Below are 25,377 nucleotides of genomic sequence, written 5' to 3' on the forward strand. Positions count from 1 at the left end.
CAAGGAGGAGGTACCCGCAGTGTTCACAGTTTGTCATGTCGTCGCTTCAAGGCTCAAAGGAGGGTAGCCCTCTATGGGCTTGTAAAAGCGGCCGAAAACACCGGGCGCCAGTCGCTTAATATTTGTAGACGATGCCCAGCCTGCCCATGATCTCCAAGGCATTGACCAGGCCCAGGCCATTCATGGGCAGGCAGGCGAAGGCCTGGTATTCATCGAAGTGCGTGCCGATGGCCAGCAACTTCAAATCATGGGTTTCCAGCTGCCCATTGAAGTAGTGCAGGAGCGCGCGTTCCCAATCGTCGGCGCGGTTGACCGCCTCGATGGTTTTACGCTCGGGCGTCGGAATTTCAATGCCCAGTTGCCGCAATGGGGCCAGGGCATTGACCGCATCGACGCCGCAGGACGACCATTCCTTCCATTCGAACCCGGCCAATTGATTGGCCTCGGTGAGCGCTGACTCGACTTGCGTCCAGGCCCAATCCCACTGCCCGGTAGGCGCCGGCAGGTTCTGAATGAGTACCTGTGCTTGAGCCTCGTCGAACAGGTTATCGAACAGGTCAGCCAGGGTATCGGCCAGATCGGGCTGCGGCCCTTGCCCCTGGGTGTCCAGGTCGTGGCTCAAGCGCTGCCACAGGTTGCCCAGCTCGTCCCAATCCTCGTCATCCATGTCATCCTCGATCACCTGGGCCTTATGGCCGCGCAGGTAATTGTCCAGCCGCGTCTTGCGCACACGCACGCTGCCTTCGGCAAGATCGACATCATAGCTGCGGTAATCCAGGTAGTTGGTCTGGAACACGATGCGGTCAGGAAACACTTCATGGGCAAGGCTTTCCTCCACATCGAAATACGCCGCGCCTTCGAAATCGCCATGGGCGCTGATGATGCGTTGCAACGACAGGGGATCGATTGGGTTCATGTGGGCTGGGTCACAAGGAGGAGGGCGAGAGGAGAGCGCCGCGTATCGGGTTCGCGCTGATCCTACACCAAGCTCCAGTGGCTGCTAAGGGGCTGAATGTGGACTGCGTCAACTGCCGGGCAAGTGTTTGGGTCTATGCTTACCTTGCCTTCGTGAATCAGGCCCACCCATGCACGAACACCGAACGGTCCACAGGGAGTACGCGTGAGACATTCGATACCGGCTGCAGCGTTGTTTTGCCTATTGCTCGGCACGGTTGCCAGGGCCGAGCAGTATCAAATCGTCACCGAAGAATGGGCTCCGTACAACTACCAGGAAAACAACCGGCTCACCGGCATGACCACCGAAATCGTCCGGGCCATCATGGCGCTGACCGGGGATGATTTCGAAGTGCTGCTGCAGCCCAGCATGCGCACCAGCCAGATACTCAAGCATCGCCCAAAGACCATCATGTACTCCATGTTCCGCACGCCTGAACGCGAATCGCAGTTCAAATGGGTCGGGCCGATCGTGGAAGAGTCCATCCACCCTTATCAACTGGCCAATGCGCCTCCACTGGACACCCTGGAACAACTCCTTAACGCCCCGCAGATCACCACGCGCCACGCCGGCCTGGTACCTCAGATGCTGCAGTCACTGGGCTTCAACAACCTGGACAAAAGCGCCACCGAGAGCAAGCTGCTCTACCGCATGCTGCTTGCCGGTCGCACCCAGATCATAGTCGGCGACACTGACGCGGGCGTGGCCTACTACAGCCGCCAACTGAACATCGCCCCGGGCACCCTGCGACGGATTCCTATCGAACTGTATCGCTCATCGCTGTACATCGCTTTCAGCCCTGATAGTGACGATGAGGTGGTGGCGGCGTGGTCCCGGGCGTTGGAGCAGTTGCGGCGTTCGGGGGAATTGGAGCGGATTCAGCGGCGGTATGAGGGGGCGGTTGGGCGGTGAGGGAAATGGGGCTTTCCTCTAAGCGAAATAAAGCCGGGCAATAACCCTGTGGCGAGGGAGCAAGCTCCCTCGCCACGGCTTGTGTGTTTGTCAGGGGTAGGGGGATAGGCCTGTTTCCAGACAGGTAGAGCCTCCGTTCAGGCCGAAAGGGGGCGTTCCAAATGGCGCCCCTTTCTTCTAGAAACTGTACTTGGCCGTCAACATCATATTGCGCGGGCTACCGTAGGCATCACCGCCGTAGCTTGCGGAGTTGGCGATGGTCGAATAGTACCGACGGTCAAAGATGTTGTTGGCGTTGACCTGCAAATCCAGGTTCTCGTTGACCCGGTAGCCGGCCATCAGGTCCGTAACCGCGTAGCTGCCTTGTTTGAGCCGGTATTCACTGCCATTAGCCAATGGGATGTCGTTGTACATGCGGCTCTGCCAGGAGACGCTGCCACCCACGCGCAGTTTTTCCAGCGGGCCCTGGAGTTGGTAGCTGGTGGTCAGCTTGAACAGATGCTCCGGTGTATCGGTGTCGAACTGCTTGTTCACATTCTGTGGATTGGCCGCATCCTTGACGGTGTGGGTGCGCGCGTAGGTATAGCCACCGCCGACTTGCCAGTTTTCGGTCAAGGCGCCTTGCAATTCGAAGTCGATACCTTGGCTGCGAATCTCTCCGGACGCCTCATAACAGCTTGCCTGTGGGCAGTTTGCCGTGAACAGTTGCACCGCACGGTTTTCCTGATCGACGCGAAACAGCGCCACGCTCGCATTCAGCGCGCCACCAAAATATTCGCCCTTGATACCGACCTCGTAGTTCTTGCCAATGATCGGCTTGACCGGGGTACCCGAGGTGTCCTTTTCACGCTGCGGCGTGAAGATGTCGCTGTAGCTGACGTAGGCTGAGTGATGGTCGTCCAGGTCGTAGATCAAGCCAGCGTAACGGGTGACGTTTCGGGTGACCTTGTAGTCGGTGTCGCCGTCCCGGTTATCGTAGTCATACCAGTCCAGGCGCCCGCCGAGGATCAGCTTCAGCGGGTCGGCCAAGTTCAGGCGTGTGGTGAGGTAGACGCCATCTTGAGTGGTCACTTCGCGCTGGTCGTTGGTGTGGACGAAATTCGGTTTACCGGCATTGATCGGCCAGTTCATGTCGTACGGGCTGTAGTTGTGGGTGGTCATGTCGTAGATGCGCTTGCTGGCGCCCACCACCAGTTCATGGGTGCGCCCGAACGCCTCGAAGGGGCCACTGGCAAAGGCATCTACGCCGGCCTGGTTTTCATCGAAGTCGGCCTGGTAAACCGTGCGCGCCAATGTGTTGTTGACCCAGCGCGATTGGTAAGAACCGGAGAACAACGCGTTCTGTTCGGCGTAGTTGGCGTTGACCTGAAGGTTCCAGTCGTTGGCCAGGCGATGACGGACTTCGGCGAATACGGTGTTGATCTCCTGATCCTTGTTCTCCCAATCCGTACCTGGATTGTAGGAGCGCGGGAGGTCCAGGTGATGGCCGTCCTGGCCGATCATCGAAGAACCCCAGAAGTAATTGGTCTTGTCCTTCTGATGGGAAAACCCCAGGGTCAGGGTGGTGTCTTCGCTCAGGTCCGCTTCGGTGACCGCATAGAACAGGCCGTGATCCTCCTCGACATTGTCGATGAAGCTGTTGGCATCGCGGTAAGAGGTCACGACCCGGCCGCGCAATGTGCCACTGTCATTGAGCGGGCTGGAGGCATCGAGCTCGCCGCGGTAGTCGTCCCAACTGCCGGCGGCACCGGTCAGGGTCACTCTCTGCTCGGCCAATGGGCGCTTGCGGATCAGGTTGATGGCGGCCGAAGGGTTGCCTGCACCCGTCACCAGGCCGGTCGCACCGCGCACGACCTCGACTCGATCAAACATCGCCAAGTTAGGCTGGGCGCCGACGTTAACGCCATCGTAGCCACTCGGGATGCCGTCATACATCAGGTTGTCGATCTCAAAACCGCGCGCCTTGTAAGTCTGCCGGCCAGGACCGCCGGAAAAGTCCAGGAACAAACCGGGCGTCGCCTTGACCACGTCGTTGATACTGGTCATCACCTGGTCATCCATGCGCTGGCGCGTAATGACGGTGACGGCTTGTGGGGTTTCACGCATGGTCAGCGGGAGCTTGGTCGCGGTCGACATCGCGCCGGTGGTGTAGGACTCGGTGCCTTCCGTGGTGCTGCCCAGTTGACCGCTGCCGGAGACTTCGGTCGCGTCCAGTTCCAGGGTGGCGGGTGGGGTGGTGCTGTTGTCATCGGCGTAGGCGGGGGCCAGGGTGGTCATGCAAATGGCCATGGCGAGAAGATTGCGGGCAGGGGTGAAGTGACGCGGCGGGGTGGTGCGAGTCGACATGAGCAGGTCCTGATTTACTAATGCTTGTGAGAGTGATTCGCATTAAGTATTGCAGGATTTATCTGACGGATAAAGCTTGTAGAGGTTGGAGTAGGCGATGCGCAGGGGCTTGTAGCGGGCACATTCTGGAGCCGCGTGACCGGGCGGCGGTAAATCGCTTTTAAACAGGCGTTTATCTTGGGCGATGCTACTGTTACATCGCTACCTGCGGCGGGAGGCGACCGCTGACGGAAGACCTATATCGGACGTGAATTCTTCATTGGCCAGGAGGCTAGCACTATGTCAGCACAATCCCTCACGCACCTGCTTATCGATACCGATGTCGATTTCGACGACTACATGGCCATCTCGTATTTGCTGAAGCATCCTGCCGTCAAGGTCGAAGGCATCACCGTGACAGGGGTGGGCGCTGTTCACTTGAGTCACGGCGTTCAAAACATCAGCAACTTTCTCACCGTGTTCAATGACCCGGAGATCGAGCGCATCCCCGTTGTCGCTGGCTTTCAGCGGCCCATGGTGTACAGCAATACCTTTCCCTTCGAAACACGCCAGGCAGCGGATCAACATTACGACGCCCAGTTTCCACGGACAAACCTGAACCCCACGGGAACCGATGCGGTCGCGTTCTTAAGGGATACATTGAAGAACGCCGATCATAAATTTACCGTATTGATGATCGGTGGCGGCACGACCTGGGGGCATTTGTTTCAGCAGGCTCAAACCGATAAGGCATTACAAGACTTGTTGCGCGGCAAAATAGATCGCATCGTGATGATGGGAGGCAATTTGTTGCCGCAGTACGTCCAGCCCGGCGCGGGCGGCAATATTATTGATGCTCTGGGCAAGACGCCTTACTACACCAATCAAGTGGCCGAGTGGAACATCTTTCTGGATCCGCTTGCTACCCAATATGTTTTTGATAGCGGGATTCCAGTGCAATTGGTTGCGCTGAACGCTTGTAACCAGATACTCCTTACACCGGATTTTCTGCGACAACTCTCCAGAATCAGCAACCCGGTTGCTCAATTCCTCACGCAGGTGTTGCAAAGCTCGACCATCGCCCCCGGTATCGGCGCTTATCTGTATTTTTGGGACCCGTTGGCGGCCATCGCGATAACCGACCCTCGGTTTATTCAATTTACCCGTTATGGCCTGCGGGTCGAGCAAGAGCTGAACGAAGAACAGGATACGAGCGGGCAGTTGATTCCGGATGACGCTGGCGCTCCGGTCGACGTTGCCCTGGGAACGTCACCAGGTTTCGTCTTGTCGCTTTACCTGAACACTATTGCCGGGAAGTCGGCCGAGGCCACGACATCGATAGCCGAGTAGTAGGTCGTCCAAGAACTTCCCTTCGTCTTGTAAGGTGGCAACCTGACTGAGCCGTGTCTATTGTCTCTGGCGACAGATAGCTATCGGAGGCATCGACATGACTCAGATCATTTCGCCCGCCGCTTCAGCTGTGCGGAACACGGGCATGGTCGCGACAACTTTATGGGGCTCGGACAAAATCGGCGGTATCGCGGTCGATCCGGACGGTACTCTCTGGCTTGGCGCTTATAGTCGCCTGGGGCTCGGCGGCGAAGAGGATTCAGGTTTCACCGGTAGCCTGGTCCGGTTCAATGCCGACGGCAGCCTGGACCGCAACTTCAGTGGAGACGGTAAATCCCTCCTCCCGGTGGCGCTCGATATCGAGGACGGCGGTAATGCGGCCGTGCAGCCGGGAGGCGGTTACCTGGTGACGCGCTACGTGAAAGTAGGCGATGCCTGGGTGTCGGGCATCAGTCGTAACTTGGCTGACGGCAGCCTCGATACGAGTTTCGGGAACGGCGGCACCGCGACAGTGCCTTTCTATTGGAATGAAGATCTAGGCCAGCAAGCGTCGTTCTCCGTGCAACGCGACGGCAGCTTTTTCGCAAGCGCTGGGTATGCCTCTGGGGAGATCTACATCGCCCGCTTCGACGCGACGGGGACCTTGGTCTCGTCTTTCGGCGAGGCTGGGGTCCTGCACTTGCCAGCGTCCGTCGGCATTCACCCCAGCCGCACGCTCGACGTTTCGCTGCAGGCAGACGGGAAGGTTTTGGTCACGGGGCAAGCGACCCTGACCCGCCTCAACCCGGACGGCACCCTGGACAGCAGCTTTGCAAACGGCGGCAGCCTGGCCCTGGATGTTCACGCAAACGCCCTCGCCATCCAGGATGACGGCAAAATCCTCCTGGCGGGCGCCTCGGGCGGCGTCGCGACCGTCATTCGACTCAACACCGACGGCTCACTCGACACCCAATTCGGTGATGGCGGTCAGGTACGTTGGGGCTCGGAAAGCGCTCCTTTCGCCGTCGCCGACATGATCGTGCTGGCCGACGGCAAGCTATTGATTGGTGGAAGCCAGGGCACGCGGGCGGACGGTTATCTGGCCGCCTTGGTTCAGTTGAACCCCGACGGCAGCCTGGACCACAGCTTTGGCAATCCCGACGACGGCTATTACCACCTTGACGGTGGCCGCGATGACGACTACTTGCTCGGTACCGCGTCGTTTGACGATGCAATCTCTGGCGGGGCCGGTAACGATCTGCTCGATGGCCAGCAAGGTCGTGACCTGCTGACGGGCGGCGCCGGGGCCGATACGTTCCGTTATGAGTCAGTCACCGACAGTTACCGAACCGCAACCGCTGCCCATAGCGACCGAATCACCGACTTCGACCCCAACACCGACACAATCGATCTCTCGTCCCTGGGCTTCCTCGGGCTGGGTGATGGACATGACGGAACCCTGGCAATACGCGTCAATGAAAGCGGGACGCGGACCTACCTCAAAAGTTTCGAGGTCAATGCGGATGGCGAACGTTTCGAATTGGTCTTCGACGGTAACCTGGGCCAAGCGCTGAATGAAACCAACATCCTGTTCCAGCAAGCCAGGTTGACGGGCACCGAAGGGGCCGATCATCTACAAGGCAACGCCCGAGGCGAAATCATCGAAGGGCGCGCGGGCGATGATCGCCTGTATGGAGCGCTAGGGAATGATGTCCTGGTGGGCGGAGAGGGCCGGGACCAATTGGTGGGTGGCGGCAACAACGATGTGTTCCGCTTCGACTTGCTGAGCGACAGCTACCGTACCGCCACCGAAAATCACACTGATCGCCTGATGGACTATACCGTGGGGGAAGACACGATTGATGTGTCCGCCTTGGGCTTTACTCGGTTGGGAAATGGTTACGACGGCACGTTGGACGTGGTTTTTAATGAAGCCAAGGACCTGACTTATTTGAAGAGCTATGAAACTGACGCGGATGGGGCTCGGTTCGAGTTGAGCTTGGTGGGGGATTATTCCGGGTATCGTGACTTGGATGTCGTCTTTGCCGAGCCGTTGGGGGAGGAGGCCGTTCAATTGATCGGAGTGGCTGATAACTTCTGGGTGTAGAACGCAAATCTGGAAAAGGGGACGGGTTTATGAGCTTGGAATAGTTCCGTCCCCTTATTGCTCAACAGTGCTGAAGCGCTGGCACAACTCTCGCGAGTCGGTGCCGGCATCGCGCGTATCGGCGAGTTCGCCGTGAGTGAGGACCTGCAGCTAACCATGGCCGAATGTTTTCAACAGAATCGGCCAAAAGCGGACTCTTGAATTTAAATATCGAATTTTTGTTCCCAGCATGTTTACGGAGAAAAATTATTCGGATGGCAACTTTTTGAAATCCTGCTTAGCTAGATTGTGATATCTCCGGGGAGGCTTGCATCTTCTAAAGTACCGAACACGACTTAGGTGATGCGAGACAGGTTGCTGTTTTACCTTGTGCGCAGCCTCTAACAAGGCGCTCAAATCGTTCGTTTCGCTCACTGGGGCCGCGCTCCGTGGCCCTTAACCTAAACGTAAGGCCTTCCTTTAGGAATCCCTCGTGATCCTCACTACCGCCTCGTCCCCTGCTTACCTTCATCCATTTCGAGGGATTACTAATGAAAAAGTTACGGGCTATCGCTTGCGCAATAATCGCGAGCTTCACTTCGATAAATATATGCCATGCAGCCGAAGGTTCCGCAGTCCCAGCACTCGCGGTTGCGCCAGATGCCGACGCCTGTCGGTACCTGCCCGGAGCGCCGTCAGCAACGCGGTTGATCGACCGCGAAAAGTTTTGGTCAAAGATGGAAGAAATCGTCCGACGTCAAGAAATATTCGAGTACGACTTTAAAGAGCCAGTGAAAGATGCAAACGGGGAACGCATAAAGGACGCATCCGGTGGGCCCGTGCTGAGAAAACGTCATGAAGCAACCTCCTTCAATTACAAAAGAGTTAGATCGATCCTCAACGGCGTTCCCAAATGCACGATCGAAGGCATCTTCGATTATTGGGAAACCAGTGGAGGCGGCGACCCTAAGGTGCTTGCACTATCACTATCCACTGCCCTGAAGGAATCCAACTACACTTTGCAACCCGGATATATCGAAAAATTCAGAAGCGCCGACCCTCCTGCGTATGCAAAACCGGATAAATACGGTCGCGCTTACTATGGCCGCGGCCTGACGCAGCTCACCAAGATCCAAAACTACAAAGCTTTTGAAAACCGACTCGGTATAAATCTAATCAAACAGCCTGAGTTGGCCGCTATCCGCGAGCATTCCATTCGAATTCTGGTCGATGGTGCACGACTTAGTCTGTTCAATACGGTATATGGCAAAGTCGGAACCTATTTGAATGACACGAAGTCCGATTGGGTAAGGGCACGGGGCTTGGTTAATCCGGGCAGTTACCGCAAACGCACCACGGGCTACTTGGCCTGCCGGTTCTACGACGCGGTCCAGCCAGCCTATCTACAGCCCGCGCCTGTTCAAGACGCAGCATTGTGTATGCAGCTCAGTCGACAGGTAGAGGACGGCCCGCTCTGAGTTGTCATCTAATCCTATATATCGCAGGCCTAACAAGGCAGTGTAGCGGACAGCTTCGACGCCGCTGAGTTTTGGCGCGTTGGCCAGCGTCCGCAAAGGGTCGAAATCAGCCTTTTGTGACTGGAATCTAATGGCCGATTGCGACTGACGAATTCCGGCCAAAAGCTGCCGATGGCGAATAGCATATAATGCCGCGCAGAGCCTAAGAACTATAGATATAAGGCAGACTAAAATAAATTACTTATCTTTCTTCACCTTGAAACATTCCGGAATCAGCGCTAGTAGATACTCTTTCCTAGCACCACCAGCATTGGGGTCTGGATATACTTTATTTGCTTGATCGCCAATTGCATTAATACAGGCGCTGATAATAACCGCCGAGGCAGCTATTTTTTGTGCTTCGGACACATTTTGTGCCGCCACCCCTGTAGAGAAAACTTTTCCAACTTTAACCTTTACACCATTATCACCCTCGCTAGGGGTGCCTGCCAGTGGCTTAGCTGTTTCAGCTCCGGTGTCAGCGTCGAATGAGCCATATACAGAAATAGCATCTCTTTTTTGAATGCTGGCTAATTTTTCAAGAGCGCCTTTGACTTTGTCACTGACTAAGGCGAAATTTGTAATGGCACTCTGGGATGCCGCATTGGCTTTATCATATATGTCTTTTGCATCATTCTGTTCTTTGTCTATGATGTCGTATGTTTTATCCAGGTTGCTCAGTAGAGAATATTTCCTGATTACTTCTTCTTGCGCATCGGCCGTTGAGCAATTGAAAAAATTTTGATAACTATTTTTAATGGTGTCTTTAGGCAGAAAAGGTCTACATGCATCCGTTCTGGGCTCTATTTTTAGATTATCGGCCAATGTCTTTAATTTCTGCGCTTCTAACCACGATAACTTAGCAGAGCCAGCAGTCTTCGCGGCACTTTCTTTCGCAGAGAAACGTTCAAAATAAACCTGCATATCCGCCGACTCTTCGTCCGTCAAAAGGTTGGAGGCACCAGCAGCACTAGCTTGAGTTCCATAGATTCCATATATTTCTTTAATCTCATAAAGATCTTTATCATATTTATTTCCTGGCTTCATCGCCTCATTCAAATGTGGATTGGATACCGCAACAGGGGCATACGCGGCATCGAGATCTTTGTAGCCGATCACGGCCTCAAGTGATTCCGGCTGCGTAGGTGCCACCCCAATTTTCACACCTATCACGTGCGAAGATGTATAAACCAAGGGAGCCTGTTGCAATGGAGCACATCCCACACCTGCCGCTGCAACAACAAAAAACATTCCCTTGAAATTAATTAGTACCGACCTCTTCTTTTGCGCAAACATATTCAGGATCCTTTTTCTGAAATGAAAAATCTCGTTTGGTGGGGCCGTCGTAAATAGAGATAAGTAAACAAGCATCTCCTACCTTGCCTTTCACTAATACTTGTTCAAATATTCCATAGCCAAGGGTAAGGGACTTATTGGATAGGCCAACACCCACGGTCTCGCTTTGCATATATAGTGGGCTCTCATCTGCCTCTATGTAGATATAGGCGATTCCGGGCATCCAATGCGTTTCTACAGTCCCACCCTCGCCGACGACATGCACGATCGTGCAGGAACTCGTTAGAGAAATGAGGAATGTAAATAGCCACTTCGCTGTCGACTGCATTCCGTCGCCTTAAACATCACTTATGAATGGGGGGTGAACGGGGAAGCGAATGCTCTTGGCGGCAGTTTGATATCAGCATAGGCGTGTCTATAGTGTTTGCAAGCCGGCAGATTCTGGAACCTCCCGCAGCCCATCTGCGACTTGCATTACCGAGAGCCGGGCTCAGACCCCGGTTATCAAATTGTGGTCTGGCCCTGAGGGGGATCAGGATTTTCTTACAGGAAATCAATAAGTTGGAGTATTGAAGAGACCTGCATGGTGGGAAGGAGACGGATTTATTTAACTCAAGATAAATAGATCTGTCCCCGTTATTCCGTTCTTGGTCCCCATGTTTTCCGAATAGCATTGGATTGAAGGTGTGTCTCCCGGTCCATTCATTTCTGCATGCCGGTTGTTCCCAACGTCGAAGCAATAAGCTCGCGTAGCCACATGTGGGCAGGATCGCGATGCAGTCGCTCGGGCCATAACATCAGCATTTCAAACCCGGGGATGGCGAGGGGAGGTGGCTGGACGTGAAGCGCTGGCTCATGTTTCACCAGGCTTTCCGGCACCACCGCAACCAAATCGCTGTGCACCAATGCTGAGACCAGCGAGTTGAAATTGGACACGGACAATACCACTCGCCGCTCCAGGCCTTCAGCTGCCAGCGCGTGGTCGGTACTGCCAACGAAGCCGGCGCCATCAGGTGACATGATGGCATGTTCAAGGGCGCAGAACGCTTTGAGCGACAGCCTGGTTGCCAGAGCGGGATGGCCGCGCCGCGCCGCCAGCACATAGCGTTCGTGAATCAAGGAGCGTTGACGCAACTTGGGCGGCGCTTCATCGCGGGTGTGCAGCGCCAGATCGATAAGGCCGTTTTCCAGATCCTTGGCAAAGTCGACAGTCGGTTTATTCATAAGCGCCAACCGCGTGTACGGGGCCAGGTGCCTGAGCTGCGAGAGCGACGGCCAGATCAAGGCAGTCGTCGCATAATCACTGGCAGCGATCTTCCACGTTTGATGGGACCGTCCGGGTTCAAAAGCGGCAACAGGACTCAGTGCGCTTTCCAGCGCGGCCAACGCGTCACGCAGGGGCCCCTGCAACTCGCGTGCTCGCTCGGTGGGCGACATCCCTCGGGGGCCAGGCAGCAAAAGCGGATCATCAAGCAGATCTCTCAGCCTGCCCAGTTGCAGGCTGACGGTCGGTTGCGCGAGATTGAGCAAGCGCGCCGCCCGCGTCACATTTTGCTCGGCCAACAAGGCATCTAATGTGACCAGCAAATTAAGATCCAGACGGCGCAAGCTATTGTGCATGCAAATACCATGTGTTTCGGGAATTCATTTCTATCATAGCGGATGCATGCTTACGCTGAGGGACAAACTCAACGCGGAGCCCTCATGAAAATACTGCTGATCTACGCCCACCCCGAACCTCGTTCGCTCAATGGCGCGCTCAAGGATTTTGCGATCACTCACCTGGAAACAGCAGGCCACGAGGTCAAAGTCTCGGATCTCTACGGCATGGGGTGGAAAGCCTCCCTCGATCCGGACGACGCCCCAGGTTATGACGCAGAAACGCCTTTCAACCCGGCACTTGAATCCCAGCGTGTATTTACCGCTGGCAGCCAACCGGCGGACATCCAGGCAGAACAGGCCAAATTGCTCTGGGCCGATGCCGTCATCTTTCAGTTTCCGCTGTGGTGGTTCTCGATGCCCGCGATTCTCAAGGGCTGGATCGAACGCGTCTACGCTTACGGGTTTGCCTATGGTGTCGGCGAACATAGCGAAAACCACTGGGGCGATCGCTACGGCGAAGGCAGCATGACAGGCAAGCGCGCCATGTTGGTGGTCACCATGGGCGGTTGGGAATCCCACTACAGTGGCCGAGGGGTGAACGGCGCATTGGATGACCTGCTATTTCCCATCCAGCATGGGGTGCTTTTCTATCCTGGCTTCACGGTCATGCCGGCCTTCCCAATCTATAAGACCAGCAAGATGGACGCCGCCCGGTTTCAATCTATTTGCACGGCTTATGCCGCTCGCTTGGATAGGCTTTTTAGTGATCAACCTCTGCCATTTCGTCGCCAGAATCATGGCGATTATGAAATTCCGGCGTTGACGCTTAAATCGCATCTTGCAGCTGGTCGTTGCGATCTTGGTATTCATATCGGTGACGGTGAGAGTGTTTGAGGTGAAGCGTGTATTGGGGGCTTGAGTCCAAGGGGGCTGGTAGTCGGGTTGTGCGCCTCGGGATTGATCATTTTTGGAGTCAGAATGACGGTCCTGGCGATGCTCAGGGCGAATCCTTCTTCGAAGACCATGGCCCCCGTCTATGAGCGAGGGATTATCTTTCGCGTACGCCAAGGCCCCCATGGCTGGATGTTGCGAGACATCGCCGCGCCGGATGCCGCGATGGCTCGAATCAACCTGGCAATCCAATGGAGTCGCCGCGACTTCGCCGAGTCCATTGGCGTTGAGTGAAGGCGGTTAGAGGCTAGTTGGTTGGCAGGGGGATGGCTATTTTCTTGATCGGCGGCTTTCGGCCGATAGGATTAGACTACACCGCATTCCTGTCAGAGATTATTTTCATGCTGATTGAGTGCCAAAGGTGCGGCCAAGGTTACGTTCGAGCAATGCGGGTCCGCTCTACACAACTTTTGCTGTGGGTGTGCGAAGAGTGTGAAGCAACGTGGGTTAGCCAGGCTGAGGTGAATGTCTGTAATTTTGAAGACTACGGAACATTAATGGCCGGCATTGGGCGCAGAGGTTTATGGTCAGAATTGGAACCACAGTGAAACTTTCGTCATCGGAACGGAAAAGTGCGGAAAAGTGGACGAATTTATTTGCTTGTAAATAGATTCGTCCCCTTTTCTAATGGTCCCCAGTTTCGCACTCCAAGCGCGCAGATTCTCTTATTCCTCTCGGAAGTCCTCATCTTCAATTCGCCGACGGTTTTCCAACCCGAGTGCAAATGCTCTGTGATCGGACAAGTTTTCAAGAAGCGGGTGCTCTAAAATAACCTCTGGTAAGAAAATGCTTCGCCCCTTTAGGGCTTCGTAATCGCTGCCGACGAGCCGCAGAGAGGTCGCGACTTGCCGGGAGTTTGTAATCCACAAAAGTCCCTTGTCGAAGAGAGTGTGGATGTCCGCCCGTAGTAGTAGCCCATTATTCACGTAATTTGATTCTGGGCCGCGGTAGGGCTTTATGTGAGCTGCCTCAAGAATTTCCAAGACTGCGCAACCACTGATTGCACAGCGAGAGTGGTACGCCCGAATCAGAGCTGAGCGAAACGCTTGGCCACCTTCTCGCTGCGCAATCAAGCGAAGGGCTTTCTTCCTACTGTCATCATCGGGGGCTTTCTGACCTGTACTAGCCAAAGACTTCTGTTCGGCTTCGCTTTCTGCCAAAGCCTGTACCATTTCAGGCTCAACTAGGCAGAAGGGGAGGTATCTGCCAGTGGAAAACTCACGTCGATCCCAGATGCCGTGCTGTACTTTATCGTACAACTCATAGGTCTTGTTTCGAGGTGGTCCTCTTCGGTACAACTTATCCTTTGGGTGTTCTTGGTCTGTTCGGTAGTCGTTCCGAATACCACATCGATTGCCCTGGTAGCGATTTCTATCATTCACTGTATTTGCTGATGCTACGGCATGGGGGTCCCCCATGTTTACACCGCGTGCGGCGCACCATATAGAAAGCTCAGACAACGTTCTACGCCCGCCTAACTCTCGCATTGCCTCGACTAGGGTTTCGCTCTGAGTGACAGTCATCGATGGTCCTCTATATTGGCTAGATTAGGAAAAAGGGAGACGGATTTATTTGCTTGAAAATAGTTCCGTTCCCTTACTGGTTAAGGGAAGCTAGGGATAGGTTGAGGGGGAACGGGGACAGACCACGATTATGAGACGGTCCGATTATAGGTGAACTCAAATCGTGCTCTGTCCCCGGTTTCCTGTCCCCGGTTTCCCCCACTGCAACCAAATCGGAAGCATTAAATAGCATTGCCTGTTGGTCTCCGACACGTTTAGGAGTGCCTCCAAGGTACGTCCCTCCGATACTCACTTCACTCTCAGTTGCCATTAAATATTTTCCTGCCATTCACTGGTAGTTACCTACTCACAATTTTCCGAGAGCGGTAAATTGATTTAGGCATGAGCTATCTAAGGTTCGACACCTGTTCCACACTTTCTAGAACTCGTCCTCTGGAAGCCCGTAAGTCGTAGTGTTGCCATTAGCAACTTTGTAGAGGGTGAGTGTGACAACGCTGTATCGGGTGTTTCTGCTAGTCGTCGTTTCAGTGAGCGTCATTGCTTCGGAGCGTGAGAGGCCACCAGACGTCAGATCACGATACCGAACGTCATAAGCACCTGCAGTGAGATTCTTGATGGTGAAGCGGCTTCGCGCGGGAATGAAAATCTGCCTTACTGGTCTGGCTACCGCACCTTGTAGGGCAACGAGTTTTAGAAACACGTCTGAGTTGTTCTGCCCATTGTCGATGGTTACTTCTGAATGGCCGGTTTTGTGCGTCTGTGGCTCGCCTACCAGGTAACTGGCAGTACGAGGCCATGGTCGGCCATTGGGCGCGGTTTTCGGCCGCACGTAGGCCGGCTTCTTCGCGGCAGTCTCGCGTTGATTGGTGGCATTTACAGGACGTTGAGCTGTGTTGGTAGCTGAACCGTTTGCAGCGGTTGCCGGTGGAACGGCCTGAGCGGAATACGGCATCGGACCACGTGGAGGGGAATAATGCGTCCCGGCCGTATTAATTACCGTGATGGTGATCGCCGCAGCCACGGCAGCAATCGCGCCGAGATGGATGAAGAATCGGCCGTGAATGAGACCCCAACTACTTTTCAAGCGATTGTCTTTGTCGCCGCCCAGCTCATCTATGAAGGCTTCAAGGTTGTTGGTCAAGCTATCTCTTTCGTTGATCCCTGCCGCATTGCGGCCAAGCGTCGTAGGGATCTTCTTGCAGTACTTCATCGCGTTTTGGGCGATTGACTGCGCTAGGTCTGGACGACCGGTTGTGTAGAAATAATATGCTTGGTAACCCAGCATTCTGGCGTTTTCCAGCGGTGGATGTGACCCACCGAACATGTTGGTAACCAATGCATGGACCGTATACAGCGGCCCCCATGGAAATCCCCACCACCCGAGCAGCCAACTGGTTGCCGACGCCTTGAGAGACTGCTTTTGTGCACAGGGGCTGCAATACACGCCGGCGATAGGCTTACGAATTGTGAGCAAGAGAAAGCTCTTTACGGAACGGAACACCACTACTCGCGGCTGGGCTGATACCTTTGCGCAGACGGAGCATACGATGGGGTCTGGTACTTTGGAGGTCTCGGGTTCTGCGGCGCTGCTATGAATGGTCTGAGTGTCGTACTCGGCTTTGGAAGCAGGGTCCGAGAGCACTGCGTACGCCTCATTCAAAAACTGGAATTGCTGAGTCGTGTTGTTGCCGGGGTTGCGGTCAGGGTGCAGCTCCATGGCGCGTCTACGGTATGCCGTTTTGATCTGCTCAGCGCTGACGATCGATGTTAGGCCCAAGACTGCGTAGTAACCCTTAGGGTCGTCCTTATCGTGGTGCATTGAACGGTCCTTGTCGCACTGGTGGAATAGCAGGAAATTGGTTTTTAAACCGATGGAGGCAATACCACTTCCAAGCCATCAGTTTGGAGGAGAGCAGACTTGTTCAAGCGACTGAAGCGGAGGCGCTTTGTGAATGTTCTGCATAGTAGCTAATTGCTATATTCGCCGTCCAATGCCACCGATTGATGAGTGTTACCGGTTTAAAGGACGTGACCTAATACGGGCCAACTTTCGCAGAAGCTAACCCAGCCGACAGGCGGCTTTCGACCGATTTTGTTGAAAAAGTCGGATTTTCAGATCGCCTGAACTCAGGCACGACCACCACCGGAGAACCTACTCACCACATCGAGTGGTTTTTCGGCCCTTCGGTGACCTTTGCTGCTCTGTTATTGGGTTAATTTGAGGTTTTTTGCTTGGTGCAGGCGCACCTATCCCGTGACTGGTGGCCCTTGAGATGAAAATTTGGCCAGCCGTCGCAGGTTCTGCACCGCAGCGGCCAGCGTGAATTCATCCGTCGCGCTACTCATGCCACGTAGCCGCAGGCGATCCAATTTCAGGATGCGCTTGAGGTGGGCAAACAACATTTCGACCTTTTTACGTTCGTGGCGAGAGCGCTGATATACCGGCGTTGCTGCAATGCGCCGAGCCACATCGCGAGCGGCTTCATGGACGCTGCGAGCGATCTTGCGGAACGCTGTGTTCGGGCAGCACTTGGCTTTCATCGGACACGTAGCGCAGTCGGTCTGCCGGGATCGGAAGATAATGGTGTTGGCTTTGGTGACGTGTGAACGCTCATTTTTGAAGGCTCGCCATTCGCTGCGCAATGGGTTGCCGGCCGGGCAGCGGTATTCCTCAGCCTCTTCATTCCAATGGAAATCGTTGCTCGAAAAACTGTCGTTCTTGCGCTCGGTTTTGTCCCACACCGGCACATGCGGCTCGATGTCTTTTTCCTCCACCATCCAGGCCAGCATCGGCGCTGTACCGTAAGCAGTATCGCCAATGAGGCGCTCCGGCTTGATGTCGAACTGCGCTTCGACCCGTTCGATCATCGTCTTGGTGCTCTCGACTTCTGCGGTTCGATGAGCCGGTGTGGGTTCCACATCCATGATCACGCCGTGCTCGGTATCGATCAGATAATTCGTGGAGTAAGCGTAGAAAGCTGGGCCTCTTGGAGCAGCAGTTTGACTATGCATAGCGACGGTCGAAGTCAAGCCGTCGCTAACCGACCCAAAGCGGTCATCTTCATGTTCCAGTATTATTATGCCGATGCCCGGACTGTTCATAGGTAGGTTGATGTATGGCCAGAAGCGTTAGGCTTCAAAAGAAACTTCATTCAAAGCATCTCATTGAGATAGCTGGAGAGGTGGTGCTTGATGATTGCCTTGTTGAAAAGCTATGGGCGCTCGACAGAGGTGGCAGGTTTGAGTTGAACTCACGCTCCTTCAGTTTTGGACCTGTTCAAAAATACCGCTTGGAATACGTGATAACGAGAGGCCCAATTCCTGGGCACTGGCTCTACAAAGAATTTGACCCAGAGGAACTGACATTATTTTTTACGGCAAAGGACTTTGTCGGCATTTGCCATGGCTGGACCTTGTTTGACGAGTGACCGCTCCGCATTAGCTTTCTGGAAGGCAGATTCTGGCCGATCTCTGCCGGTTGGAACCTTTGAACTAGGTAGCAAGATTTGAGGTTCGGTGCAGATACCACCTCTAATTACGTAAAACGGGCGCTTTCAGGCGCCCGTCGTTCCATCAGCTTTCAACCTGCGCCTGAAGCCGCCGACCAATCACCTCCAGCAAATCACACCCATCCCGCAACGGAATCACCAAAAGCTGTGCAAAGTCCGAAAGCACCACCGTATCGCTGGTGATCTCAGAGCGAAACGCAATGTTCTCCAGCACCTGAGTCACCACACGGATGCGGTAATCAGCTGTGGCGTGTAGCACGTCAAGCGGGGCTTGGGTGTCGATGAGCAGGGAAGCGGGAGTGCAGTCGATGCCGGTGATGGGCGTGTATCTTTGCATGGGATTGCTCCAATTAATTCAAAGGGCTGATCCGATACGCAGGTCGCCAAACCTGATCACCCTATTCGGCGATGGGAATGACTATAGATTTCACCAGACACGACGGACAAGACACCTGCTTCCGAGAGCCTTGTAGGAATCGCGACAGTTTTTTGCCAGAGATAACCGGGCAGACAGAGGCGCAGTCAAACCTGATCGACACTGGACAGCTGCCCGGCGGGGGATCTACCGTCGCGAGCGGCCCGGAGTCATAGAGTCAGGTGCTTTGATCAATAAAGGAGAGGGGACATGGAAAAATGGACGCTGCACTGGCTAGAGGCCTCGGGAAGTCTGGCCGAGTTTCGCCGCGAGCTGGTTGATGAGTTTGACGCCGCTTACGAGGCTATTGCTCGCCTAATGCCCCTACCGCGACTCGATGTCCTGATTCAGCGGCTACCGGGCGAAACCATTCCGGAAATGGGCCTGGTAGGACGGGCGTATCGCAGCTCCATGTTTACCATGACCCTTGATCCCGACAACCCGAATTTCTTTTCCAGCCTACGCACCGGCGCACTGCGTCGACATGTTGTTCATGAGGTTCATCATTGCCTGCGCATGGGCGGTCCTGGTTATGGCTGGACGTTAGGCGAGGCGTTGGTCAGCGAAGGGCTTGCCGGTCAGTTTGTTCGGCGTGTGCTTGGTAGCGATCCGGAGCCTTGGGAGCATGCCATCGCATCTGCTGATCTATTGCGCTCACCGGTTGGACTGCAAATTCTCGAGTCGAGGTATTACGATCACAACGAGTGGTTCTTTGGTTTTGGCGACAAACCCAAATGGCTCGGTTACTCGTTGGGCTATCAAATGGTCGGACGTTGGCTTGCGTCGAGGGGCGAAACTGATATTTCGACCTGGGTCAACGCACCTGCAGCAGACATCATGGCCACCGCGCTGGAGGAAGGTTTGGTGTTGGCTGAGTCCTGAACGCTTGCCGCAACTTTTCAATTACCTGGCTGATAGAGGGCCCTTGGATCGCTGGTGGCGTAGGGCTCTCACCAAACTCACGCCAGATGAACAATGTCAGCTCCGCGCCATCGGTCAATGTCTGGGCGTTCTCTTGAGCCCCAAAGGTCTCCAGCAACCTGTACCGCGCATCTTTCCAGAACAGTGCCTCGACCCAGTCGTACACCGGGATGAAATGGAAGTGGATGGGGTAGCGGGGATCGTGGCCGAAGCGGCTGATGTAAAGCCATTTGGGGTTCAGTTGTGTTTCAACGACGCTCTGGATGTTTGCCATCAGGCCACCCAGTTCCGCGAGTGCGGGTTCGGGCAGTTGCGCCAGTGAATTAACGTGATGCTTGGAGCCGAGCATGAGGTAGCCGGGCAGGGCGGATGCCAGGTGGTGGTTGACTAGCCAGTGGGTGGTTTCGTGGAGGACGAAGTGTGGGGCTAATTTCAAAGCTGACTCCCTGTTAATTTGAAATCTTCGTTTATCAGGATGATCGGGTATTGGGGCTGCTTCGCAGCCCAGCGGGAGCAAGCTCCCTCGCCACAAGGGGCAGTGCTGCAACTAGCTTTCGAACTCCGTTTGCAGCATTGTCAAAAACGCCTCTCTGGCAGGATGCCGGCCAGCGTTTTCATGCCAGTAGAAAAGGTTATCGATGCCCGTCAGCTCGGGAAACTCATAGCCTGTCCAACCAGCGCCCTGGCGATATTGCTCGTAGATTCCCCGGGGCACCAGCGACACGCCGGCACCCGCGCTGACACAGCCAACAATGGCGCCATAACTGGCGATGCTGGTGATCGGTTGCACTTGGTCATGACGCAGCAGCCACTGTTCCAGCGCCAAGCGGTACGGACAGCCCGTGGGCCACATGAAGATCGCCTTGCCTTGCAAATCGGCGGCGCTGCGCAACGGGCCGTGGGACTCGGAGGCGATGAGCACCAGGTCTTCGCGGTACATCACCGCTCGCTTGAGTCCAGGCCGTTCGATGTCCACCGCGACGATCACGCCATCGAGCCGGTGATGCTGGATATCGTCCAGCAGCTGCGCCCAGGTGCCGGTGCTCAGTTCCAACGACACCTGCGGATACTGCGCGTGGTATTTGGCGAGCAGCTGGGGTAGGCGCCCCGTGGCGCTGGACTCGATGGCGCCGATACGCAGTGGGCCACTCGGGGCGCGGGTGGGGGCGACTGCGCGGCGGGCCTCTTCCGTCAGGCTCAGAATTTTGGTCGCGTACTCCAGAAACACTTCCCCCGCCGGGCTGACCCGCAGTCCGCGGCCTTCGCGGAAAAACAACGGCGTGCCGAGTTCCCGTTCCAGGGACTTGAGGCGCGCGGTGATGTTGGACGGCACGCAGTGCAGCACTTCGGCGGCGCGGGCGATGCTGCCGGTGTCGCAGACGGTCTTGAGCATGCGCAGTTGGGACAGTTCCATAGCTCACCAAAAGTGAATGGTGGGCTGAGTTTAAGTCACTTGTGCTGAGGCTGGGTGGTTTTGATACTTCGAGGCAAATCGGCCTGTGAGCGGGAACTTTAGATGGAAACGCGTTTTGCGCGGGTTGAAGGTTCCTCCGGCAAAACCGGTGTGAAGGTTATCCTGGCAACGCTGTTGGTGATTGTTTGCTGGGCCTATTCGCCGATTGGTATCCGCATTGGCTTGCAGGCTTATGAGCCGGGTCAATTGGCGTTGATGCGGTTTCTCATCGCTTCCGTGTTCATGGGCTTCGTGGCGATGGTGAAGGGTATTTCCTCGCCGCGTCTCAGGGATTTGCCGTTGCTGGCGGTGTTGGGTTTCTTTGCCGTCAGCCTGCACCACATCGCTCTCAATTACGGTCAGCGGGGCGTCAGCGCCGGGGCGGCCAGTGTGCTGGCCCAGTCCACGCCGTTGTTCAGCACGCTGCTGGCGCATTTTGTCTTCAAGGACAGGGTCAGTGGTTGGCAGTGGGTGTGTGTGTGGTGCGGCTTGCTTGGCGCTGGCGTGGTGGTCGCGGGGGATCGTGGCTTGGGTGACATGGACGCTCATGGGCTATTGATCCTGTTGGCGGCGCTGTCCTGGAGTGTGTATTTCGCTTTGCAGAAGCGCCATGCCCATCGTTATGACGGTTTGACCGTGGTTTGCTACACCGTTTGGTCGGGCACGATCCTGTTGTTCATTTTTGCGCCGGGGGTGTTGAGCGCGGCGCGACAGGCATCGGCTTCGGTGAATCTGGCGGTGTTGGTTCTGGGTATTTTTCCCAGTGCGTTGGCGTATCTTGCTTGGGCTTATGTGTTGGCGCACAGCAACGTGAGCCGCGCTTCCATGGCGCTTTACCTGATACCGCCCACGGCGATGTTGGTGGCTTCTTTGGTGCTGGCTGAGCGCCCGTCAATGATGGTTATTGTGGGGGCGGTGATTGTGTTGATGAGCGTGTTGGCGTTGAGGCTTGAGCCGGGGAGTGGGGCAAAAGTCGGTTGATTCTGTCGTGGGTTTAGACAATGAAGGGGATGTTGTAGCGGCTTTTTTTGGGGCTGCTGCGCAGCCCAGCGGGAGCAAGCTCCCTCGCCACAGGGTGTGTTATGGCTACAACTTTTTCCATCCTCGTCCATCGGTCGTGCGGTAGGTTCCCCCAGTGGTGGCGGGCCCTTGAAAACGAGCTCAGGTGGCGCGTCGAGCAGGGCGGTTTTTAGCGGGTTGGGCTCTGAGCTGTACTCGCAAGCCGTTAGCGTGCACATGGCGAGAACCAGGCACGCTTGCCAGACACCCTGCGGCATTACTTCTTGACCGGGTAATCCTCCCCCCACATCCGCACTGTGCTGACCGCCTCGTTCATGCCTTCGAATACGAACTTCTGGCGCACGGCGGTCTTCGGCGGGATGGTGACTTCGTCCGGGTTGTCCAGGCCGGTGAGGCGGTTGGAGTAACCCGCCTGGTCGATTGCCAGCAGCACGCCGGTCTGGCCGAGGTTGACCACGCGCAGTTGGGTGTCGGTGCTGTTCTTGAAACCGAGGGTAATGCTGACGTTTTCGTCGCTGGGTTCGAGCTTCAACACTTCAACGGCGATGCGGTCTTTCATTTGTTCGCCGGAGGAAATGATCGCGGCGCCATCGGTGCCTTGGGCTGATTCGCGGCCATCGAGCACGCCTTCGCTAACGCCGCCCAACAGGTTCTTTCCGGCGGTAATGAACGTTGAAACGGCGGCCTTGGTCGAGTCCTTGATGAGGCTGCCGTCGGTTGGCTCGCCTTCGGCAAAGCACAGGGAGCTGAGCAGGAGACTGGAGACGAAGAGGGTGGTGCGTGACGGCAGAAAAGTCATACCTGGATCCTTGAGGGTGGCCTGCGACATCGCCTGTCAGAAGGGCGAGCGGCAATCATAGCCGTGATCGAGGACCGTTAGCGATTTACCTGCTTGAGTTTTCGGTCGTGCGCCAGGGCCCAGTCCCGGGTTAATTGCATTGAGCGAGTCCTGTGCTGGCCTGGGGGGCGTCTGATCCGTACTTTCCTGCCTCAGGTGCCTCTGTAACGCGCCCAGTCGCCACCCCAGAATAACCACGCGGTTGGCCTAGCGGACGGCCCGTGTACTGCAATTTCTTGATTCAGGAGTGCTCATGGCGAAGATGGCGATTTTTTTAGGTGGGTTTTTGGCACTGACGCTTTTGATCGGCGTACTGGCGACGATTTCGCCGGTATAGGCAAGGTGGTTGGCGCTTTTTCCTGGCGACGACGTGACGATTTCATTGAACACTGCGGTGCCCATAACGACTAATCCCCAACAGGCCACTTGATTTGCGCAAGGGATCAAGCGGCGTTTGACCTGGCGCGGCTCCATCACTCATGCGCAGCCGCAGGACTTCAAGGGTGGGGCGATGATTGAGGGTTTCGAGGCGTTTTTCACGGGGTACATGATTCTAGGTATTTCACTGGCTAGCTGGATCTTTGCATGTTGTGCGGCTGTGCTCAGCTACGTGCTTGCGAAAACCGCGATCCGGTTTGTGTTCAGGAGAATCCAGGCAAGGGCGAAGGCGGGCAATGGTCATCTCAGCTACATTGCCAGCCAAGTGCTCTCAGCGACCAGTAACACGCTGCTGTTATTGGCGTCGATTCTGGTGGGGATAGGCATCCTTGATTTGCCTGAGCGTTGGCTCAGTCGCGTCAGCAGCCTTTGGTTCGTGGTGGCGGCGTTGCAGGTCGGCTTATGGACGAACCGAGCGTTGGCGCTGTTGCTGCATCGCTATTTCTCGGTCCATGGTGCGAACGGGACATTCCAGGCAAGTGCCTTGGCGACCCTGAGCCTCTGGGGCGCAAGGGTGCTCCTGTGGGCGGTGATCCTCCTCGCGATGCTCTCGAACGTTGGCGTTAACATCACGGCCTTCGTGGCGAGCCTTGGTGTGGGTGGTATCGCCGTGGCACTGGCGGTGCAGAATATTCTTGGCGATGTGTTCGCCTCGCTGTCGATCGCCGTTGACAAGCCATTCGAGGTGGGCGACTTCATCGTGGTGGGTTCGCTCGCCGGTACGGTGGAGCACGTTGGCCTGAAAACCACCCGGATACGAAGCCTGGGGGGCGAGCAAATCGTCATGGCCAACGCCGATATGATCGGCAGCACCATCCAGAACTACAAGCGGCTGCAGGAGCGTCGGATCGTCTTCGAGTTTCGCCTGACTTATGAATGTTCCACCGAACAGATCAGGCAGATCACGCAACGGGTTGAAGCGATCATCAGGAATGAAGACAAAGCCCGGTTCGACCGGTGTCATTTCAGAAGCTTTGGCGAAAGCGCCCTGGAATTCGAGACGGTGTATATCGTTCTGGACGCCAGTTACAACGTCTACATGGACGTCCAGCAACGGATCAACCTGGCGATAATGGAAGCGGTTGCAGAACTCGACACGCAGTTTGCGTTCCCGTCACGCATGGTCCATGTCGCGTCATTGCCCGACTCTGCGGCACTGCGCCCGGTCACACAGCGTTCGTCGCGTGCCGGGCATGCTTGATTCACTTCCTGGCTAACGATGCAAGATCACCTGCGCAATCTCCTGTAACCCCATCACCCGTTGCGCGGCATTGAGCTTGATCGCTTCCTTGGGCATGCCGAAGACCACGCAGCTGGCTTCGTCCTGGGCCACGGTGCTGGCGCCGGCGTCGAGCATTTCCTTCAGGCCGCGGGCGCCGTCGTCGCCCATGCCGGTCATGATGATGCCGGTGGCGTTGCGGCCGGCGAACTTGGCCACGGAGCGGAACAACACGTCCACCGAGGGCCGATGGCGGTTGACCAGCGGGCCGTCCACTACTTGCACGTGATAGAACGCCCCGCTGCGAGTCACCATCATGTGTTTGCCGCCCGGTGCGATGAGCGCCAGGCCCGGGTGGATGCGGTCGTTGTTGCGGGCTTCGCGCACTTCGATCTGGCACAGGCTGTTGAGCCGGGCCGCGAACGAAGCGGTGAATTTTTCCGGCATGTGCTGGACGATGACGATGCCCGGGCTCACGCGCGGGAGGGCGGTGAGCACCGCTTCCAGGGCCTGGGTGCCACCGGTGGAGGTGCCGAGGGCGACGATGCGTTCGGTGGTCTGGGCCATGGCGTGGCCGTTGGCGGCGGGCAGCATGGCGTCTGCCGTGAGTTTGGTCGCTGGCGTCAACGCCGCCGGGGCCGGGCGCTTGCCCAGGTTGCGCACGTTGACCTGGGCTGCGGCGCGGATCGCCGAGACCAGTTCCGGTGCCGATTCCAACAGAAAGTTCTTCAGCCCGGTGGTGGGCTTGGTGATGATTTCCACCGCGCCAGCCGCCATCGCTTGCAAGGTGGTTTCCGCACCCCGGGGCGTCAGGGACGAGCAGATCACCACCGGCGTGGGCCGCTCGCTCATGATTTTCTTCAGGAAGGTGATGCCGTCCATGCGCGGCATTTCCACGTCCAGCACGATCACGTCGGGCCATTCCTTGGCCAGTTTGTCCATGGCGAAAATCGGGTCGGACGCCGCGCCCATGACGTGGATGTCCGGCGTGTCGCTGAGGATCGCCAGCAACACCTGGCGAACCACGGCAGAGTCATCCACCAGCAGTACATTGATCTTTTTTGACAT

General features: G+C 56.1%; 22 protein-coding genes and 3 pseudogenes. 11 read left to right on the forward strand and 14 right to left on the reverse strand.

Annotation, left to right across the window (positions count from 1 at the left end):
• Window positions 1-115: 115 nt before the first annotated feature.
• Complete coding sequence (locus tag HU767_RS12900) at window positions 116-916, reverse strand: hypothetical protein (protein WP_186729674.1); 801 nt, start codon at window positions 914-916, stop codon at window positions 116-118.
• A gap of 204 nt (window positions 917-1,120) precedes the next feature.
• Here HU767_RS12900 and HU767_RS12905 point away from each other — a divergent pair, with 204 nt between their 5' ends.
• Entirely contained in the window at window positions 1,121-1,867 is a 747-nt protein-coding gene (locus tag HU767_RS12905; RefSeq protein WP_186729675.1) for a transporter substrate-binding domain-containing protein, read from the forward strand.
• 177 nt (window positions 1,868-2,044) lie between these two features.
• On the opposite strand, the gene HU767_RS12910 is transcribed toward HU767_RS12905, so the two are convergent.
• Window positions 2,045-4,213, reverse strand: a complete 2,169-nt coding sequence (locus tag HU767_RS12910; protein ID WP_186729676.1) for a TonB-dependent siderophore receptor — start codon at window positions 4,211-4,213, stop codon at window positions 2,045-2,047.
• A 279-nt stretch (window positions 4,214-4,492) separates the two neighbouring features.
• Here HU767_RS12910 and HU767_RS12915 point away from each other — a divergent pair, with 279 nt between their 5' ends.
• The 4 genes and pseudogenes from HU767_RS12915 to HU767_RS12925 all read left to right on the forward strand — a co-directional run bounded on the left by HU767_RS12915 (window position 4,493) and on the right by HU767_RS12925 (window position 9,085).
• Window positions 4,493-5,542, forward strand: coding sequence for a nucleoside hydrolase (locus tag HU767_RS12915; protein WP_186729677.1), 1,050 nt, complete (start codon window positions 4,493-4,495; stop codon window positions 5,540-5,542).
• Window positions 5,543-5,687: 145 nt separating this feature from the next.
• On the forward strand, window positions 5,688-7,628 hold the full coding sequence (locus tag HU767_RS12920) for a M10 family metallopeptidase C-terminal domain-containing protein (RefSeq protein ID WP_238349464.1): 1,941 nt from the start codon (window positions 5,688-5,690) through the stop codon (window positions 7,626-7,628).
• Window positions 7,629-7,686: 58 nt separating this feature from the next.
• Window positions 7,687-7,778: pseudogene (locus HU767_RS28810) on the forward strand (LysR family transcriptional regulator); the annotation flags it as partial.
• Between the two features lie 380 nt (window positions 7,779-8,158).
• Window positions 8,159-9,085 (forward strand): hypothetical protein, encoded by a 927-nt coding sequence (locus HU767_RS12925; RefSeq protein ID WP_186729679.1) that lies wholly within the window; start codon window positions 8,159-8,161, stop codon window positions 9,083-9,085.
• Window positions 9,086-9,322: 237 nt separating this feature from the next.
• Here HU767_RS12925 and HU767_RS12930 read toward each other — a convergent pair whose 3' ends face one another.
• The 3 genes from HU767_RS12930 to HU767_RS12940 form a co-directional block, all read right to left on the reverse strand.
• Complete coding sequence (locus HU767_RS12930) at window positions 9,323-10,420, reverse strand: hypothetical protein (RefSeq protein WP_186729680.1); 1,098 nt, start codon at window positions 10,418-10,420, stop codon at window positions 9,323-9,325.
• Window positions 10,386-10,748, reverse strand: a complete 363-nt coding sequence (locus HU767_RS12935) for a hypothetical protein (RefSeq protein WP_186729681.1) — start codon at window positions 10,746-10,748, stop codon at window positions 10,386-10,388. The genes HU767_RS12930 and HU767_RS12935 overlap by 35 nt, the downstream gene beginning before the upstream one ends.
• A gap of 374 nt (window positions 10,749-11,122) precedes the next feature.
• Window positions 11,123-12,040, reverse strand: a complete 918-nt coding sequence (locus HU767_RS12940) for a LysR family transcriptional regulator (protein ID WP_186729682.1) — start codon at window positions 12,038-12,040, stop codon at window positions 11,123-11,125.
• Between the two features lie 84 nt (window positions 12,041-12,124).
• Here HU767_RS12940 and HU767_RS12945 point away from each other — a divergent pair, with 84 nt between their 5' ends.
• The gene (locus HU767_RS12945; RefSeq protein ID WP_186729683.1) at window positions 12,125-12,916 is read left to right on the forward strand and encodes an NAD(P)H-dependent oxidoreductase; all 792 of its coding nucleotides are present in this window, start codon (window positions 12,125-12,127) and stop codon (window positions 12,914-12,916) included.
• A gap of 129 nt (window positions 12,917-13,045) precedes the next feature.
• Window positions 13,046-13,204, forward strand: a pseudogene (locus HU767_RS12950) (AraC family transcriptional regulator); the annotation flags it as partial.
• A 434-nt stretch (window positions 13,205-13,638) separates the two neighbouring features.
• Here the strand turns inward: HU767_RS12950 and HU767_RS12955 are convergent.
• The 3 genes and pseudogenes from HU767_RS12955 to HU767_RS12965 all read right to left on the reverse strand — a co-directional run.
• Window positions 13,639-14,232 (reverse strand): HNH endonuclease, encoded by a 594-nt coding sequence (locus tag HU767_RS12955; RefSeq protein WP_202894656.1) that lies wholly within the window; start codon window positions 14,230-14,232, stop codon window positions 13,639-13,641.
• Between the two features lie 682 nt (window positions 14,233-14,914).
• Window positions 14,915-16,315 (reverse strand): J domain-containing protein, encoded by a 1,401-nt coding sequence (locus HU767_RS12960; protein WP_186729684.1) that lies wholly within the window; start codon window positions 16,313-16,315, stop codon window positions 14,915-14,917.
• 428 nt (window positions 16,316-16,743) lie between these two features.
• Window positions 16,744-17,496 (reverse strand): annotated as a pseudogene (locus tag HU767_RS12965) (transposase); the annotation flags it as partial.
• A gap of 116 nt (window positions 17,497-17,612) precedes the next feature.
• Between HU767_RS12965 and HU767_RS12970 the strand changes: the two are divergent.
• Window positions 17,613-17,924 carry a hypothetical protein gene (locus tag HU767_RS12970; RefSeq protein WP_186729685.1) on the forward strand — a complete coding sequence of 104 codons (312 nt, stop codon included), beginning with the start codon at window positions 17,613-17,615 and terminating at the stop codon, window positions 17,922-17,924.
• 145 nt (window positions 17,925-18,069) lie between these two features.
• On the opposite strand, the gene HU767_RS12975 is transcribed toward HU767_RS12970, so the two are convergent.
• Window positions 18,070-18,342: a hypothetical protein gene (locus HU767_RS12975; RefSeq protein WP_018601122.1), complete on the reverse strand. Its 273-nt coding sequence runs from the start codon at window positions 18,340-18,342 to the stop codon at window positions 18,070-18,072.
• 288 nt (window positions 18,343-18,630) lie between these two features.
• Here HU767_RS12975 and HU767_RS12980 point away from each other — a divergent pair, with 288 nt between their 5' ends.
• The gene (locus tag HU767_RS12980; RefSeq protein WP_186729686.1) at window positions 18,631-19,302 is read left to right on the forward strand and encodes a DUF2268 domain-containing putative Zn-dependent protease; all 672 of its coding nucleotides are present in this window, start codon (window positions 18,631-18,633) and stop codon (window positions 19,300-19,302) included.
• On the opposite strand, the gene HU767_RS12985 is transcribed toward HU767_RS12980, so the two are convergent.
• Together HU767_RS12985 and HU767_RS12990 are read right to left on the reverse strand one after the other, a co-directional pair.
• Entirely contained in the window at window positions 19,256-19,777 is a 522-nt protein-coding gene (locus HU767_RS12985) for an HIT family protein (RefSeq protein WP_186729687.1), read from the reverse strand. The two genes, HU767_RS12980 and HU767_RS12985, sit on opposite strands and share 47 nt — an antisense overlap.
• A 111-nt stretch (window positions 19,778-19,888) precedes the next feature.
• Window positions 19,889-20,755 carry a LysR substrate-binding domain-containing protein gene (locus tag HU767_RS12990; RefSeq protein ID WP_186729688.1) on the reverse strand — a complete coding sequence of 289 codons (867 nt, stop codon included), beginning with the start codon at window positions 20,753-20,755 and terminating at the stop codon, window positions 19,889-19,891.
• 102 nt (window positions 20,756-20,857) lie between these two features.
• Between HU767_RS12990 and HU767_RS12995 the strand changes: the two genes are divergently transcribed.
• Entirely contained in the window at window positions 20,858-21,775 is a 918-nt protein-coding gene (locus tag HU767_RS12995) for a DMT family transporter (protein WP_186729689.1), read from the forward strand.
• 295 nt (window positions 21,776-22,070) lie between these two features.
• Here HU767_RS12995 and HU767_RS13000 read toward each other — a convergent pair whose 3' ends face one another.
• On the reverse strand, window positions 22,071-22,613 hold the full coding sequence (locus tag HU767_RS13000) for a hypothetical protein (RefSeq protein WP_186729690.1): 543 nt from the start codon (window positions 22,611-22,613) through the stop codon (window positions 22,071-22,073).
• A gap of 246 nt (window positions 22,614-22,859) precedes the next feature.
• Window positions 22,860-23,054: a hypothetical protein gene (locus HU767_RS13005; RefSeq protein ID WP_186709262.1), complete on the reverse strand. Its 195-nt coding sequence runs from the start codon at window positions 23,052-23,054 to the stop codon at window positions 22,860-22,862.
• 109 nt (window positions 23,055-23,163) lie between these two features.
• On the opposite strand from HU767_RS13005, the gene HU767_RS13010 reads away from it, so the two are divergent.
• Window positions 23,164-24,291 (forward strand): mechanosensitive ion channel family protein, encoded by a 1,128-nt coding sequence (locus HU767_RS13010; protein ID WP_186729731.1) that lies wholly within the window; start codon window positions 23,164-23,166, stop codon window positions 24,289-24,291.
• A 12-nt stretch (window positions 24,292-24,303) separates the two neighbouring features.
• On the opposite strand, the gene HU767_RS13015 is transcribed toward HU767_RS13010, so the two are convergent.
• A complete protein-coding gene (locus HU767_RS13015; protein WP_186709264.1) occupies window positions 24,304-25,377 on the reverse strand; it encodes a chemotaxis response regulator protein-glutamate methylesterase in 1,074 nt (357 codons plus the stop codon).

This window comes from Pseudomonas sp. SWRI179, from assembly GCF_014268705.1.
In the GTDB taxonomy this organism is placed as follows: domain Bacteria; phylum Pseudomonadota; class Gammaproteobacteria; order Pseudomonadales; family Pseudomonadaceae; genus Aquipseudomonas; species Aquipseudomonas zanjanensis.

Excerpts from the sequence above, each read along its gene's own strand:
- HU767_RS12900 (WP_186729674.1), bottom strand. The coding sequence starts at position 916 with ATGAACCCAATCGATCCCCTGTCGTTGCAACGCATCATCAGCGCCCAT.
- HU767_RS12910 (WP_186729676.1), bottom strand. The coding sequence starts at position 4,213 with ATGTCGACTCGCACCACCCCGCCGCGTCACTTCACCCCTGCCCGCAAT.
- HU767_RS12915 (WP_186729677.1), top strand. The coding sequence starts at position 4,493 with ATGTCAGCACAATCCCTCACGCACCTGCTTATCGATACCGATGTCGAT.
- HU767_RS12920 (WP_238349464.1), top strand. The coding sequence starts at position 5,688 with ATGGTCGCGACAACTTTATGGGGCTCGGACAAAATCGGCGGTATCGCG.
- HU767_RS12925 (WP_186729679.1), top strand. The coding sequence starts at position 8,159 with ATGAAAAAGTTACGGGCTATCGCTTGCGCAATAATCGCGAGCTTCACT.
- HU767_RS12930 (WP_186729680.1), bottom strand. The coding sequence starts at position 10,420 with ATGTTTGCGCAAAAGAAGAGGTCGGTACTAATTAATTTCAAGGGAATG.
- HU767_RS12935 (WP_186729681.1), bottom strand. The coding sequence starts at position 10,748 with ATGCAGTCGACAGCGAAGTGGCTATTTACATTCCTCATTTCTCTAACG.
- HU767_RS12940 (WP_186729682.1), bottom strand. The coding sequence starts at position 12,040 with ATGCACAATAGCTTGCGCCGTCTGGATCTTAATTTGCTGGTCACATTA.
- HU767_RS12945 (WP_186729683.1), top strand. The coding sequence starts at position 12,125 with ATGAAAATACTGCTGATCTACGCCCACCCCGAACCTCGTTCGCTCAAT.
- HU767_RS12960 (WP_186729684.1), bottom strand. The coding sequence starts at position 16,315 with ATGCACCACGATAAGGACGACCCTAAGGGTTACTACGCAGTCTTGGGC.
- HU767_RS12970 (WP_186729685.1), top strand. The coding sequence starts at position 17,613 with ATGGCCAGAAGCGTTAGGCTTCAAAAGAAACTTCATTCAAAGCATCTC.
- HU767_RS12975 (WP_018601122.1), bottom strand. The coding sequence starts at position 18,342 with ATGCAAAGATACACGCCCATCACCGGCATCGACTGCACTCCCGCTTCC.
- HU767_RS12980 (WP_186729686.1), top strand. The coding sequence starts at position 18,631 with ATGGAAAAATGGACGCTGCACTGGCTAGAGGCCTCGGGAAGTCTGGCC.
- HU767_RS12990 (WP_186729688.1), bottom strand. The coding sequence starts at position 20,755 with ATGGAACTGTCCCAACTGCGCATGCTCAAGACCGTCTGCGACACCGGC.
- HU767_RS12995 (WP_186729689.1), top strand. The coding sequence starts at position 20,858 with ATGGAAACGCGTTTTGCGCGGGTTGAAGGTTCCTCCGGCAAAACCGGT.
- HU767_RS13000 (WP_186729690.1), bottom strand. The coding sequence starts at position 22,613 with ATGACTTTTCTGCCGTCACGCACCACCCTCTTCGTCTCCAGTCTCCTG.
- HU767_RS13005 (WP_186709262.1), bottom strand. The coding sequence starts at position 23,054 with ATGGGCACCGCAGTGTTCAATGAAATCGTCACGTCGTCGCCAGGAAAA.
- HU767_RS13010 (WP_186729731.1), top strand. The coding sequence starts at position 23,164 with ATGATTGAGGGTTTCGAGGCGTTTTTCACGGGGTACATGATTCTAGGT.
- HU767_RS13015 (WP_186709264.1), bottom strand. The coding sequence starts at position 25,377 with ATGTCAAAAAAGATCAATGTACTGCTGGTGGATGACTCTGCCGTGGTT.